Below are 13327 nucleotides of genomic sequence, written 5' to 3'. Positions count from 1 at the left end.
TTTTTTACAATATGAGACAGAAAATATTTGTTGTCTGGCTGTTGATTCACGCCATCAGTCCTTCGGGGAGGAGCCAGGAAGAAGGGTATTGGTTGAAAGGCAGGCTTATGGATAAAAATTCCCAAAAGCCCGTTGAAAGTGCCCACATTTTGGGGCCTAAACAACAGGCCGTTTCAGACAGTAACGGCTATTTTTCCATATGGATATCCGGTCCAACACAGCTCCAAATCTCCCATATAGGCTATACAAAACAAACAACCGAAATCAATTCCAAACCGAAAGAAGTTATGGTGATCAAGCTGGAACCGGCAGAAACTGAGCTGGACCCCTTTACCATCCGGGCTTTGCCGGAAGAGGATCAATTTAAACAAATCATCATCCAAACCCCACCGCCTGTCAACAGGGAAGCCGCTATGGCCGCAAACAACCTGGATTACATCAAAAAAATCCATCATTTGGGCTATATGCACGATCTGAACAGCTATGATACCTTCTTCAAAAACATCAAAAGCCCCTATGAGGTGAGTTTTTTCTCCACCAACCCCTCCATTGGTTTGCTCCAAGTCATCAAAGTGCTGAAAAGAGGTTCGGCAGTGCCTTCAAAAAGCAACGCATCGGGACAGTCCCCCCGGGGCTCCTATATCCCTACTTGTATAATAGGAATAAGGGCAGCTATAGGCGGTACTTTGAAAACAAAGAATGAGCCCCTCAAAAAGATCATATGCAGGCGTGTCGAACTTACGTCAATAGATACTTTTTGAAGGCTCCATAATCATTCGGAAGCTGGTCCACTTTCTTTTTCCCTTTCAAAAATGCCGCCAAACGGTCAGGCAAACTGATCTTTGTACCAAGCGTTTCCTCTACCACCGCCTGGAATTTGCCGGGGTGTGCCGTTTCCAAAAACACCCCTTCATAGGCATCGGGATGCTGTGCCATAAAATCCGTCAACCCCAAATAGGCAACCGCCCCATGGGGGTCCAGCGTATAGCCAGAGGTAGCTTTTACGGCTTTCATCGCCGAGCGGGTCTGTTCATCGGAATAGAAAAAGCCCTTTACTTTGGCTTTCAATCCCGATTCGTCTCCTCCAAACAAAGCCAACAGTCTGTAAAAATTACTGGGATTCCCCACGTCCATGCTGTTGCTGATGGTCTGTATGGAAGGTTTGGCTTCAAAAGCACCTCCGGCGAGATAGTCCGGAACCACTTTATTGACATTGGTGGCAGCGATAAACTTATCTATGGGAAGCCCCATTCTTTCTGCCAAAATACCGGCTGCCAGGTTGCCAAAATTACCGCTGGGGACAGCAAAGGCCACTTTCTCCCGCTTTTTCTGAAGCCTGGAGTAGGCATAAAAATAATAAAAGCTCTGCGGTATCCATCGGGCAATATTGATGGAATTGGCAGAGGTGAGGATCATCTGTTGATTCAGTTCGGGGTCCAGAAAAGCCTGTTTCACCATCTTCTGACAGTCATCGAAACAGCCTTCCACCTCCAAGGCGGCCACATTTCCACCCAATGTGGTAAATTGTTTTTCCTGAAGCTCACTTACCTTTCCGGATGGATAGAGAATCACCACTTCGACCCCTTCCACACCATAGAAGCCGTTGGCCACGGCGCTTCCGGTATCTCCCGAGGTAGCCACCAGCACCTTCACCTGTTGCTTGCCCAAGAGCAGGCTCATCAGCTTAGAGCAGAATCTGGCCCCAAAATCCTTGAAAGCCAATGTAGGCCCATGAAAAAGTTCCAGTGTATACACATGATCTTCCACCTGGACGAGAGGAGCATCAAACTCCAGCGTGTGATCCACCAGTTCCTTGATTTGCTGCTCCGGAAGATCTTCGGCAAACAAAGCCCGGGTAACTTCGTACCCTATTTCCCTAAAGGACAGCTGGCTTATATTTTCGAAAAATGACCCCGGCAAACGCGGAATATTTTCCGGCATGTACAGACCTTGGTCAGGCGCCAGGCCTTTAATGACTGCTTCCTTTAAGGAGACAAGGTGATTTTGATCATTGGTACTGTAAAACTTCATGTGGATATTCCTTATGGTAGCATCAATTTACTGTTCTTCTTCAATAATGTATGCACCCCGTGTATTGATAGCGGAAACATACAGGTCAATGGGGAGTCCAATTTTTTCAAAGACTTGCTGGCTCAGGCGGCTGACCTCCCAGGCGATTTCCTCATTGGGAGAGAGGATAAAAATGGTTGGCCCCGAGCCTGATATGCCGCATCCTAAAGCCCCGGCTGCCTTTATGGCTTCCTTCACCTCATCATAGCCGGGAATCAGCACAGACCTGGATGGCTCGGCGATCACATCATTCAAAGAACGGCTGATCAAAGACATGTCCTCCTGAAAAAGCCCGGCCACCAAACCGGCTATGTTTCCGGACTGCGTGGTAGCATCTTTCAAAGAAACATTTCTCCGCAATACACTTCTGGAATCAGAGGTATTAAGCACCAGATGGGGATGCACCAAGGTACAGTACAGGCCCCTTGGCACATTGAGAGGTATCACGTCCAAGGGGTGATAATCCCTGATCAAAACAAAGCCCCCCAACAAAGCAGGGGACACGTTGTCGGCATGGCCCGCTCCACAGGCTATCCTTTCCGCCTCTATGGCAAAAGGCAGCAGTTCCTTTTTTTCGAAAGGATTTCCCAACAACCTGTTTACAGCCACTAGGGCTGCCACCGCGCTGGCCGCACTGGATCCCATTCCACTTCCGAGGGGGAGTCCTTTGTATAATTCGATCTCCAAACCCCCTTCGAAGTCCATTTGTTCCAGCATGGCATGGATGGCCACACCACAGGTATTTTTATCGGCTTCATAAGGCAGCTTACCCTTATCCCCTTCTATTTTGGTTACCCGGATGCCTGGATTGCCTGAAAGTGAAACGGTGACCTTATCACCCAAATCATCCACAGCAAAACCCAGGATATCAAAGCCGCAGGAGACATTGGCCACAGTAGCCGGCGCGAAGGCAGTAACTTTTTGCATTTCCATATTACCTAGAATAATTTCCCAACCTAATAATATCTGCAAATACCCCCGCCGCCGTCACATCGGCTCCCGCACCGGGTCCCCTGATGATCATCGGAAATTCATGGTACCGCTCTGTAGTAAACAGGATCATGTTATCACTTCCTACGAGTGAATAGAAAGGATGCTGGCTGTTGACAGACTTCAATCCCACAGTGGCTTTGCCGTTTTCCAATACTGCCATGAACCTTAGCTTCTCATTCTTTTTGTTGGATTCATCCAGCAACGCTTTGAAATGGTCATCATGGCTTTTCAGTTTTTCCAAAAACTCTTCCACTGACTTGGTGTGGGCACAGTCTTCGGGAACCATGCTTTGTACAGAAACATCATCAAAATGAAGCTCCTGTTCTGCCTCCCTTCCCAGAATCAAGATCTTTCTGGCTACATCCATACCGCTCAGGTCATCACGCGGATCGGGTTCAGTATAGCCTTTTTCTTTGGCCTGGGCCACCACCGAGCTAAAGGGAATACCTTTGCTCAGCTCGCTGAATATATAATTCATGGACCCACTTAAGACACCCTCAATCCTGATTACCCTGTCTCCGCTTAGAATCAGATCCTGGAGCGTGTTGATCACCGGCAAGCCTGCCGCTACATTGGTTTCATAAAAGAACTTGATGTTTCGCTGGCCGGAAAGTTTTTTAAGGGATTTGTATTTCTCCAGCGAACCTGAGTTGGCTTTTTTATTGGGGGTTACTATGGCCACTTTAGACTCAAGCACCCTTTCATAAGTATCTGCCACCTCTTGGCTGGCGGTACAGTCCACCAACACCGAGTTGGAAAAATTCATGCTGTTCATGGTGTTCAAGAACACCTGCAGGTTCATGGGGAGATCTTTTTCGGAAGGGACCGGCATTTTCGACAGATCGAACCCATCCTCATCAAAAGCCATGTATCTGGAGTTGGCCAAACCATGGATTTTGATATCCAGCATATAATCCTCCTGCAATTTGGCCAGCTGGTTATTGATCATGCTGATCAGTGTTTTACCTATCAGTCCTACCCCTATCAAAAATATGTGCAAAACCTTATTATCGGAGAGAAAGAAGGCTTCGTGCAAGGCATTAAGTCCCTTTTGCAGGTCTGACTGCGTAATGACCGCGGATATATTCAGTTCGGAACTCCCCTGAGCAATGGCCGATACATTGATGTTGTTTCTTCCCAAAGCCTGAAAAAGCCTGCCGCTGGCTCCGGGGTGGTGCTTCATATTTTCACCTACCGCCGCAATGACCGCCATATTGGGCATAACCACCACCTTGTCCATTTCCCCCGCCAATATCTCGTAGTGAAACTCCTGTTCTATTACTTCTTTTGCTTTTTTTGCATCGGCACTCTTAATGGCAATACAGATGCTGTGTTCAGAAGAGGCCTGGCTGATAAGGATCACATTCACGTGCGACTTGGCCAAGGCTCCAAACACCCTGCTGCTCACCCCCACCACCTCTACCAGGCCCGAACCCTGGATATTGAGGAGGGAGATGTGGCTTAATGAAGAAATGCCTTTGATCAGCTTCGTGGTTTCTGATTCTTCACAGATCAGCGTGCCAGGTTCCTCGGGTTGAAAAGTGTTTTTGATATAAATCGGTATTTTTCTCTTCATAGCAGGCTGCATAGTGGCGGGAAAAACCACTTTGGCACCGAAATGCGAAAGTTCCATGGCTTCATTATAGCTCAACTGCGGAATGGTGATGGCTGAATACACCAGCTTAGGATCAGCAGTCATCACGCCGGCCACATCGGTCCAGATTTCAAGCGAGCCGGCTTTAAGGGCGGCCGCAAAAATGGCGGCGGTATAATCAGACCCGCTCCTTCCCAGCGTTGTCGTTTCCCCCTTGTCTGTAGAGGCCACAAAGCCGGTTATGATCAGCAAACCCTTGTTTTTGGAATAAAAATCGTAGATCAATTGGTTGGTGGTGGGAAAGTTTACTTTGGCATTGCCGAAAGCATCATTGGTCCTGATCACCTCCCTGGCATCCAAAAAAATGGTATCCAGCCCTTTCTCCTTCAAAGCTTCTGCCAGGATAAAGGCAGAGATGCGTTCACCGAAGCTCACCACATAATCTGATGTTCTGGAGGAAAATTCTTTGATAAGGTATATACCGTGATAAAGGTCTTCCAGTTCATTGAACCTTACCTTCACATAGGTCAGTACTGCTGACTGCTTTTGCACAGGGATCAGTTGTTTCACCAAGTGGAGGTGGCGTCTTTCCATGGCCAGCAACATGGCCTGATAGTTAGGGTCATTATGTTTAGCCAATTCAGCGCACTTTAGCAGATCCTCCGTCACGCCTCCAAAGGCTGAAAAAACAACCGCTATCTCTCCCTGGGCGGATTCTTTTTTGACAATGGAAAGCACATTTTTGATCTTCTCTAGATCAGTTATGGATGAGCCGCCAAATTTTAATATTTTCATTGCTACATGTATGGTTAAAATGTACGAAAAAAGTCTGCTGGAGACCTTAAAGGGAAAGGGATTATATCGTCATGCATACGGGATTACCCCGTAATGGCAGTAAAGGTTGCAGCGGTAGCGGTATTGCCGGCAGAAAAAATAGTACAGCGAAACCCCCAAGCAGGCTCAGTCACCGATATACCTTTCAATGTTTTTACTGCGAAAATCATGCGTTTTTATTTGAAGCAACAATTCTAAGGACAATTTTTTTATATCACAAGTTTTTTATGAGGGAATTAAAGCAGCACTTGAAAGGGAGACGGGCATCTCCCCCACTTGTTATCATGGTCCATCTATGGCTCCACCGGTGTTGACTTTCACATCCACCAGGTTGGGATTACCCGTGTATTTAACCCTGCCCCTCGTGGCAGCGGTCCCTTTGATGGATTCGAGTACCTTAAAAGTGCCGCTGGCATTGGTATTTACCCGTACCTCCGCGTTGTTGGCTTCAAGGCCGTCTCCATCTATTTGGGCATTGGTAAAGGCATTGAAATACAGCTGATCGGCTGTTCCCCTCAAAGACATCTGGGAATTGGTCTGTGCATCCAGTGAAAGTGAACGGGCTTTTACCGCGGCTTCCAAGTAACCGTTGGTAGCCGTATTCAACTTAACTGTCTGGGATTCCAGAGTATCCCGGACGAAAACCTTGGCACTGGTTGAGACCGATACGTCCTCCAGTTTAGCATAAATGATCTTCACTTTTACCGTACTGGACCTGGGACTGCTACCGGAGATTTTTAAATCCAGCGTACGGTTTTTCACTTCTGTTTCCACTTTATCCAAAGCAATTCCCGAGGCGGTGATTTCTATTTCATGGGTGTTCCCCTTTATTAATTCTGCCTCTATGGCATTGGAAACCTTGATTTTGTCAAAGGCCTTTAAAGTCCTCGATTCCTGGGATGTCTGGGCCATACAGACGGAAACAAGACAAATTAAGATGGCTGTAATGCTGAGTTTCATGGTGTTTGTTTAAGTTGACTGGGATTTGAGATCATCTTTACTGCCTAGAACCTGCCAGGCTTTCCTGGTGTTTTGGGCAGATTCCTTATTATAACGAACTGCACGCCAATATCAAACCTGACAGGTTTTCTTGAGCTGCTAATTATCAAAAGACCCCTCCATACAATTTGAAAGTCATATTCCTTAGGGCGGTGTTGGTGGCCGCATAATGCATAGCTTCCGCTATATCCGCCGGACTTACCCACTTGGTGAAATCCTCCTCCGGCATGGCTTCTCTGTTTTGGGGGGTATCAATGATACTGGGGACAAACACATGGGACCGGATATTCATTTCCGCCATCTCCTGCGCCGTAAGTTCCGCAAGATTAATCACCAGACCCTTGCTCAAAGCATATGCCAAAACATCCTTCCCTTCTTCAGAACGCATGGCGGGCTTGGCTCCGACAAACAGGACCGTACCATTGTTGGCTTTTTTCATTACAGGAAGAAAATACTTCACCATATTGAATGCGCTGAAAAAATTCAGTTTGAACATTTTCTCCAAATCTTTGGCTGCGGTATTCTCAAAACTTCCTGACGCAAAACCTCCCACCAGCAATGCCATGCATTCCACTTCCCCATACTGCATCACGTATTCCTTGGAAAAAGCTTCCACGGCTTTTTCGTCAGTCACGTCGATCTGGTAAACGTCATCGGCTTCTTCCACTTCATCCCCGCTGTCCGGTTCTATAATCGCTATCACTCTGAATCCTTCCCTTTTAAATTTGCCGACCACAGCCTTTCCTAAATTGCCCGCACTTCCGGTTATAATCATATTTCTGTCCATGCTTGTGTTTTGTTTGAATACAATCTGGTATTTTTGTTTATTATTAGGTCAAAGCATAAAATTAGAATTAATTTTTCAAAAACAAGATGAACATGGGGAAAAGCGCCATAGAGGCCAAAGAAACCAGAAACAGAATCTTTTTCATTGTAAAAGTCATCCTGTATTTCCTGCTCACCATAATTTCCGAATATTGGGATATGCCGGAGACCTTGTTTTTTGCAAGGGTTTCCAACCTATTTTCGGCCCTGTCTTTTTTGCTCGCAGGAAACATCATTATCTCTTTGGGAAGGATTTTCCTGGTAAGATTTTACCTCCGCAAAAAAAGAGCGGATCCGCTCCACAGCAACTTCGTACTGGGGGTAAACCGGATTGCCGGTGTATTGAATGTCATCATTTTTCTGATCACATTGATGATCCTTTTTGATATCCGGCCCTTGGAGTTTTTATCCAGCATCACCATTGTAGCTGCTGCCATAGCCTTATTGTCAAAGGACTACATCACCAATATGATCAACGGACTGATTATCATGTTTTCAGATCAGATCACTCTCGGGGACCATATCAAGATCGGTGAAATCAAAGGCAAAATCCTGGACATCACCCTGCTGAATGTAGTGCTCTTAAATGAAGACGACGATGTGGTCATGATTCCCAACAGCCTTATCCTCTCCTCACAAGTCATCAACCATTCCCGGCAAAACATCAGGAAACTCACTTTTGAGTTCGAAATCAAGTTGCTTCCCACGCTGAATGTAAATGAGATGGAAGCCAAACTTAGGACGGTTGTGAACCAGTTTGGCAGCCAAATCAGCCCCGACTCCTTTGTACTTAAAACACTTTCCATACAAAAAGATGCCGTAAAACTCAAGCTCCAGGTCCAGCTGAACACCACGGGCAGGGCCGTGGAAAAAAATATCAGAAGAAAAATCAACCAATCCATAATAGCGCTTTCCAGTGAAAATCAATAGACAACAGTTTTTTGAAGATGTATACCAAGTGGTAAAACTTGTACCCGAGGGAAGGGTCACTACCTACGGGGCCATTGCCCATTTCCTTGGGGCCAAAGGCAGCGCCAGGATGGTAGGATATGCCATGAATGCCAGCCACCTCCAGGAGGATGTTCCGGCTCATAGGGTGGTGAACAGAAAGGGTCTGCTTACAGGAAAGCACCACTTTTCCTCTGCGGATGAAATGCAGCGTCGCCTGGAAAAAGAAGGGATCAGGGTTTCAGATGATCAAATACTGGATTTTGAAAAACATCTCTGGGATCCGAATGTCGAACTCTCCTTCTAATATTCTTTTAGCTCGCAGAATTACCCCGGGGATTCCCGTAGGATTGCACTGATAAAAGACGGAAAAAACCTTTTTCTAAATCCATAGGTGAAGCTGTGTTTGTGCCGAAATCCCTCACGGTGTTTTTTTATTATTTTTTAAACAAAAACGAAGATATGATATTAAAATTTAAAAAATAAACTAGATTTTTTAAAAATTTCAAAATAATAAAGCTAAATTTGAAATACGTTTTTATAAGTACAAAACACAAGTAAAGCAAATTGGCATGATTATAGACGAGTTTGCGTTCGACGTGGGATTGTTTAAAAGAAAAGTTCAATGGCAAATGTTTTAACTGAAAGAAAGCCCAAACCTGGAAACGGCAGAAAAAACCACACCAAAAGACTATCTTATGGGAATACATCCCATGGTTTTTTGAATGAATCCCAACTTATGCTGAAACGCTTTCTGGATGTAAGTATCAGTCTGGCCTTGTTTATCCTGGTGTTTTTTTGGTTGTTTCCCCTCATAGGCTTATTGATAAAAATAGGTTCCAAAGGCCCTGTTTTTTTCAAGCAACTAAGACACGGGAAAAACAATGTTCCTTTTTATTGTTATAAATTCAGAACTATGCGCCTTAACAAGGAAGCCGATACCAAGCAAGCTACCAAAAACGATCCAAGGGTTACCCGTTTCGGCGCATTTTTAAGAAAGTCAAGTTTGGATGAACTCCCCCAGTTTTTTAATGTGTTGAAAGGGGAAATGTCCATTGTAGGCCCGAGACCCCATGCCATTCCCATGAACAATAAGTTTTCCCAGGAAATAGACAATTTCATGTACAGGCACACTGTCAAACCGGGAATTACCGGACTGGCGCAAGCAAAAGGGTACCGCGGGGAAACCCGGGATTTCTTTGATATTTATTCCCGGTGCAAGCTGGACATTTTCTATGTAAACAATTGGTCGCCTCTGTTGGATATCAAAATCATTCTGTGGACTGCTGTTTCTTTGATTATGGGCAACGATAAAGCGTATTGACCCGACATTTGCTTTACCGTGGACTGAACATTTCCGTTGCATTTTCTTTTTCCCTCAATAACCACAGACCTAAAAACATCAATAACCCATTTAATATCAATATTTCAAACCCAAACCTGTAGCCCCAAAACCAATTTTCCGAATTAGCAGCGAAAATATAAGACAACAACGGCGCCGTGACTGCCGCGACAGGCACCCACCGGTCCTTCACCCTATATTCCGTAAAAAGACCAAAGGCGTACAGGCCCAAAAGCGGCCCATAGGTATAGCCTGCAATAATAAATACGGCGTTGATTACACTTTGATCATTGACCCACCTGAAAACCAGTATCATCAGAAAAACAACCATAGTAAAAAACAAATGCACTTTTTTTCTCAGTTGTATACTCTCCTTCTTGTCGTAGTGCTTATCTATCTGCAAAAAATCATAACAAAAAGACGTGGTCAACGCAGTCAGGGTGGAGTCTGCACTGCTGTAAGCTGCTGCTGTGATCCCCAATACAAATACAATCCCCGCGAATGCGGAAAAGTAGGATGTGGCCAACATGGGATAGAGGTCATCTGTTCTTTCCGGGACGGGAATCTGATTGACATCAGCGTGGAGGAATAACAACACCCCTAAAGCCAGGAATACCAGATTGACCGCTACCAGGATAATGGTAAACCAAAACATGTTTTTCTGTGCATCCCTGAGATTTCGGCAAGTAAGGTTTTTCTGCATCATATCCTGATCCAACCCCGTCATCACGATCACAATAAATGCGCCTGAAAAAAACTGCTTGAAAAAATTGGTTCCCTCTTTCCAATCCCAGTTGAACATGCTGGATCTGGGCTCGGAGGCAACAGTATTCACTAACTGATGGATCGAGGTGATGTCCAGGTCTTTCGCTATCAGGTAAATGCTCACCAATACCGCTGACAGCATAAAAAATGTCTGGAAGGTATCTGTCCAAACCACGGTTTTAATTCCTCCCCTATGGGTGTACAACCAGATCAGCCCCACCGTAATCAGTACCGACAGCCAAAAAGGGATGCCCCAGTGGTCAAAGAGTATCAGTTGCAGCACTCCTGCCACCAAAAATACCCGGATTGACGAGCCCAAAGTCCTGGACAGGATGAAGAAAAAAGCACCGGTCTTATACGACCAAAAGCCAAATCTTCCTTCAAGATAGGTGTAAATGGAAACCAGGTTCAGGCGGTAGTAAAGCGGCAGAAGCAGTGTGGCTATCACCGCATAACCTACGGTATAACCCAGCACCACCTGGAAATAATAGAAGTTGGTGTTGCCCACCTCACCGGGAACAGAAATAAAGGTGACCCCCGATAAAGAGGCACCTATCATCCCAAAAGCCACCAGAAACCAGGGGGATTTTCTATCGCCTGTGAAAAAGGTGTCAGACGAAAGGTTTTTTGAGGTGAGCCAGGAAACCAGGAACAACAGTAAAAAATATGATGTTATGACAATTAGTGTTAACTTGGAATCCATATTGCTGAAGGCTACGGGGCGATAAAGTTGTAATTAATTATTAACTTTGCAAAATGAAACCTTTAGAACATTTATTGGAAACAGAAGCAGAAATACTGCTGGAAGAGCTGGTAGACAAGGAGGAGCATGACCTGGTTGTTTTCAATGATGATTTCAACACTTTTGATCATGTCATCAAAGTATTGATGAAAGTGTGTAAGCACTCCCATGATCAGGCCGAACAGTGTACCCTCATCATCCATTATAAAGGCAAGTGCACCGTAAAAAAGGGCAGCATCGGAAAACTAAAGCCCATGTGCCAGTCTATTTTGGACGCAGGTATTCAGGCAGCCATCATTTAACGACCAATTAGTGAACTTTCCTTCCAAATTAATTGAGGAGGCAGTAACAGAAATCAGCCGCCTTCCTGGTATCGGCAAAAAGACAGCCTTAAGATTGACCCTACATTTACTCAAGCAGCAAGAACCTGTCGCAGAAGCGCTCTCGCAGGCTATCCTGAAATTGAGGAAGGAGATACGGTATTGCCAAGTATGCCACAACGTTTCAGACAAACCGGTTTGCTCCATCTGCGAGGGAACCCAGCGTCAGCAGCACATCATCTGTGTGGTTGAGGATATTCCGGATGTATTGGCCATCGAAAACACCGGCCAATACCACGGCTTGTACCATCTACTGGGCGGAATTATTTCCCCCATACAGGGAGTGGGGCCAGAGAACATCAATATCGCTTCCCTGTTGGAACGTATTGACAAACCGCACCTGGGGGAAAATGTAGAGGAGGTTATTCTTGCCCTGCCAGCCACGATGGAAGGAGATACCACCTCTTTCTACATCACCCGGAAACTCAAAGAAAAAGGAATAAAAGTAAGTACCATCGCGCGAGGCATCCCTATCGGCAGCGAACTGGAATACACGGATGAAGTGACCCTCGGAAGGAGTATTCTCACGCGGGTAAATTATTCAGCAGAATAATTTGGCGAATTAAATTCCCTAATTATATTTGCAGTCCGCTTTGGGGGATTAGCTCATCCCGATAGTTATCGGGAGCTAGAGTGTCCCGACAGGCGTCGGGAAGGCCATCGGTCCGGATCCTGGTGAAAATAACAATAAGGGGGATTAGCTCAGTTGGCTAGAGCGTTACACTGGCAGTGTAGAGGTCATCGGTTCGAATCCGTTATCCTCCACTTAGGGCAGGCCGCAAAGCCTGCCTTATTTATTTCACCAATTTTTTTAGCCATGTGTTACGGGGCAAGCGGAAAAGTTGGAGAGACTGATATTTTGGTCCACTAATTACACTCATTTTCACGGATTTTTTGGCTTTAAAAGCTTACAAAATATAGTAAATAGCAACTTTTAAAAGACTATTCATAACATTTTTAAGTTAAAATCCTTCGTGTCAATCCCCCGAAACCCGTTGACCGGGTCCGGGGCAGACTGTGAAAACCTGTCCCGGACTTGTTTCGGGATTCGTGGACAGTTTAAATCGAAGACCCGGAAATATTGCTTGATCCTGTAGAATGTCTACATTTTGTACTCATCGAAGATGCGGGCAACAGTTCTACGTTTCTATACTGTTTTACTTCACCGAAAGTCACAAAATCAAACAAAAAATAATTATTAATTTTACCTGAAATACTTTATTCCCATGCAGGCACTACACGATTACCTGAATCAATATGCTTCTACGTTAATCTCGGAAAAAGATTTTGAGATCATCAAAAGCCATTTTATTAAAAAAAGGATAAAAAAAAAGCAATATCTACTACAGGAAGGCGAAATATGCAAACACTTCGCTTTTATTGTAAAAGGGGCTATGCGCCAATACTATGTAGATAAAAAAGGTGTTGAGCACGTCGTTAATTTATATGTTGAAAATTGGTGGGCAGGTGACCGTGAGAGTTTTGTTATGTTTACGCCAAGTAAATATAACATAGATGCGTGGGAAGATTGCGAACTACTCCTCATTACAAGAGAAGACACATTAAAATTGTGCAAACAATGTCCTGCTTTTAATGAACTGTTATTGAAACTTGACGAGAGAAATAATATTGCTACACAAAAAAGAATAACTTCCATTATTAGTTCTTCTGCCAAAGTTCGCTATGATGATTTTGCGAGCTGTTATCCGTATCCCTCCGACAAACCCCGTCTTGTTAAATAAGGGGATTTTATTTAGGACGGTATTCTTCCCAGTTTGAGGGTAGGAGCTGGTAGAGGTCTTTTTGTTTATGGCTCTGGATTCTTTCGAACACAT

The 13327-nt window shown here is 45.0% G+C and carries 13 protein-coding genes and 1 tRNA gene; 8 read left to right on the top strand and 6 right to left on the bottom strand.

The features are described 5' to 3' along the window. The first annotated feature begins 11 nt into the window (after positions 1-11). Positions 12-761: a carboxypeptidase-like regulatory domain-containing protein gene (locus tag ACFPFU_RS24485; protein ID WP_377069172.1), complete on the top strand. Its 750-nt coding sequence runs from the start codon at positions 12-14 to the stop codon at positions 759-761. Here ACFPFU_RS24485 and thrC read toward each other — a convergent pair. The 5 genes from thrC to ACFPFU_RS24460 all read right to left on the bottom strand — a co-directional run bounded on the left by thrC (position 739) and on the right by ACFPFU_RS24460 (position 7277). After that, entirely contained in the window at positions 739-2031 is a 1293-nt protein-coding gene (gene thrC / locus ACFPFU_RS24480; RefSeq protein ID WP_377069170.1) for a threonine synthase, read from the bottom strand. The two genes, ACFPFU_RS24485 and thrC, sit on opposite strands and share 23 nt — an antisense overlap. Positions 2032-2058: 27 nt before the next feature. Next, a complete protein-coding gene (locus tag ACFPFU_RS24475; protein WP_377069268.1) occupies positions 2059-2997 on the bottom strand; it encodes a homoserine kinase in 939 nt (312 codons plus the stop codon). Positions 2998-3004: 7 nt separating this feature from the next. Then, the gene (gene thrA / locus ACFPFU_RS24470; protein WP_377069168.1) at positions 3005-5452 is read right to left on the bottom strand and encodes a bifunctional aspartate kinase/homoserine dehydrogenase I; all 2448 of its coding nucleotides are present in this window, start codon (positions 5450-5452) and stop codon (positions 3005-3007) included. A 321-nt stretch (positions 5453-5773) separates the two neighbouring features. After that, complete coding sequence (locus ACFPFU_RS24465; RefSeq protein ID WP_377069166.1) at positions 5774-6451, bottom strand: head GIN domain-containing protein; 678 nt, start codon at positions 6449-6451, stop codon at positions 5774-5776. 145 nt (positions 6452-6596) lie between these two features. Continuing rightward, on the bottom strand, positions 6597-7277 hold the full coding sequence (locus tag ACFPFU_RS24460) for an SDR family NAD(P)-dependent oxidoreductase (RefSeq protein ID WP_377069164.1): 681 nt from the start codon (positions 7275-7277) through the stop codon (positions 6597-6599). Between the two features lie 92 nt (positions 7278-7369). Here ACFPFU_RS24460 and ACFPFU_RS24455 point away from each other — a divergent pair, with 92 nt between their 5' ends. The 3 genes from ACFPFU_RS24455 (at position 7370) to ACFPFU_RS24445 (ending at position 9587) form a co-directional block, all read left to right on the top strand. Further along, complete coding sequence (locus ACFPFU_RS24455; RefSeq protein WP_377069162.1) at positions 7370-8245, top strand: mechanosensitive ion channel family protein; 876 nt, start codon at positions 7370-7372, stop codon at positions 8243-8245. After that, a complete protein-coding gene (locus ACFPFU_RS24450; RefSeq protein ID WP_377069160.1) occupies positions 8232-8570 on the top strand; it encodes an MGMT family protein in 339 nt (112 codons plus the stop codon). The genes ACFPFU_RS24455 and ACFPFU_RS24450 overlap by 14 nt, the downstream gene beginning before the upstream one ends. A gap of 318 nt (positions 8571-8888) precedes the next feature. Then, positions 8889-9587, top strand: coding sequence for a sugar transferase (locus tag ACFPFU_RS24445; RefSeq protein ID WP_377069158.1), 699 nt, complete (start codon positions 8889-8891; stop codon positions 9585-9587). A 13-nt stretch (positions 9588-9600) separates the two neighbouring features. Here the strand turns inward: ACFPFU_RS24445 and ACFPFU_RS24440 are convergent, their stop codons facing one another. Next, entirely contained in the window at positions 9601-11073 is a 1473-nt protein-coding gene (locus ACFPFU_RS24440) for a sodium:solute symporter (RefSeq protein WP_377069156.1), read from the bottom strand. 53 nt (positions 11074-11126) lie between these two features. Between ACFPFU_RS24440 and ACFPFU_RS24435 the strand changes: the two genes are divergently transcribed. The 4 genes from ACFPFU_RS24435 to ACFPFU_RS24420 all read left to right on the top strand — a co-directional run bounded on the left by ACFPFU_RS24435 (position 11127) and on the right by ACFPFU_RS24420 (position 13234). Further along, entirely contained in the window at positions 11127-11414 is a 288-nt protein-coding gene (locus tag ACFPFU_RS24435; RefSeq protein WP_377069154.1) for an ATP-dependent Clp protease adaptor ClpS, read from the top strand. Positions 11415-11424: 10 nt separating this feature from the next. Then, a complete protein-coding gene (recR, locus tag ACFPFU_RS24430) occupies positions 11425-12045 on the top strand; it encodes a recombination mediator RecR (protein WP_377069152.1) in 621 nt (206 codons plus the stop codon). Positions 12046-12183: 138 nt separating this feature from the next. Beyond that, positions 12184-12257: transfer RNA gene (locus ACFPFU_RS24425), tRNA-Ala, on the top strand. Between the two features lie 461 nt (positions 12258-12718). Continuing rightward, positions 12719-13234, top strand: coding sequence for a Crp/Fnr family transcriptional regulator (locus ACFPFU_RS24420; protein WP_377069150.1), 516 nt, complete (start codon positions 12719-12721; stop codon positions 13232-13234). Positions 13235-13327 lie beyond the last annotated feature (93 nt).

Origin of the sequence: Negadavirga shengliensis (assembly GCF_042652345.1) — a bacterium.
Classification (GTDB): Bacteria; Bacteroidota; Bacteroidia; order Cytophagales; family Cyclobacteriaceae; genus Negadavirga; species Negadavirga shengliensis.
The sequence above is the reverse complement of the archived record's forward strand: the minus strand, read 5'-3'. Positions and strand labels throughout refer to the sequence as shown.

What these genes read in the sequence shown, in the direction of transcription:
- ACFPFU_RS24485 (WP_377069172.1), top strand. Translation starts at nt 12, where the DNA reads ATGAGACAGAAAATATTTGTTGTCTGGCTGTTGATTCACGCCATCAGT.
- thrC (WP_377069170.1), bottom strand. Translation starts at nt 2,031, where the DNA reads ATGAAGTTTTACAGTACCAATGATCAAAATCACCTTGTCTCCTTAAAG.
- ACFPFU_RS24475 (WP_377069268.1), bottom strand. Translation starts at nt 2,997, where the DNA reads ATGCAAAAAGTTACTGCCTTCGCGCCGGCTACTGTGGCCAATGTCTCC.
- thrA (WP_377069168.1), bottom strand. Translation starts at nt 5,452, where the DNA reads ATGAAAATATTAAAATTTGGCGGCTCATCCATAACTGATCTAGAGAAG.
- ACFPFU_RS24465 (WP_377069166.1), bottom strand. Translation starts at nt 6,451, where the DNA reads ATGAAACTCAGCATTACAGCCATCTTAATTTGTCTTGTTTCCGTCTGT.
- ACFPFU_RS24460 (WP_377069164.1), bottom strand. Translation starts at nt 7,277, where the DNA reads ATGGACAGAAATATGATTATAACCGGAAGTGCGGGCAATTTAGGAAAG.
- ACFPFU_RS24455 (WP_377069162.1), top strand. Translation starts at nt 7,370, where the DNA reads ATGGGGAAAAGCGCCATAGAGGCCAAAGAAACCAGAAACAGAATCTTT.
- ACFPFU_RS24445 (WP_377069158.1), top strand. Translation starts at nt 8,889, where the DNA reads ATGGCAAATGTTTTAACTGAAAGAAAGCCCAAACCTGGAAACGGCAGA.
- ACFPFU_RS24440 (WP_377069156.1), bottom strand. Translation starts at nt 11,073, where the DNA reads ATGGATTCCAAGTTAACACTAATTGTCATAACATCATATTTTTTACTG.
- ACFPFU_RS24435 (WP_377069154.1), top strand. Translation starts at nt 11,127, where the DNA reads ATGAAACCTTTAGAACATTTATTGGAAACAGAAGCAGAAATACTGCTG.
- ACFPFU_RS24420 (WP_377069150.1), top strand. Translation starts at nt 12,719, where the DNA reads ATGCAGGCACTACACGATTACCTGAATCAATATGCTTCTACGTTAATC.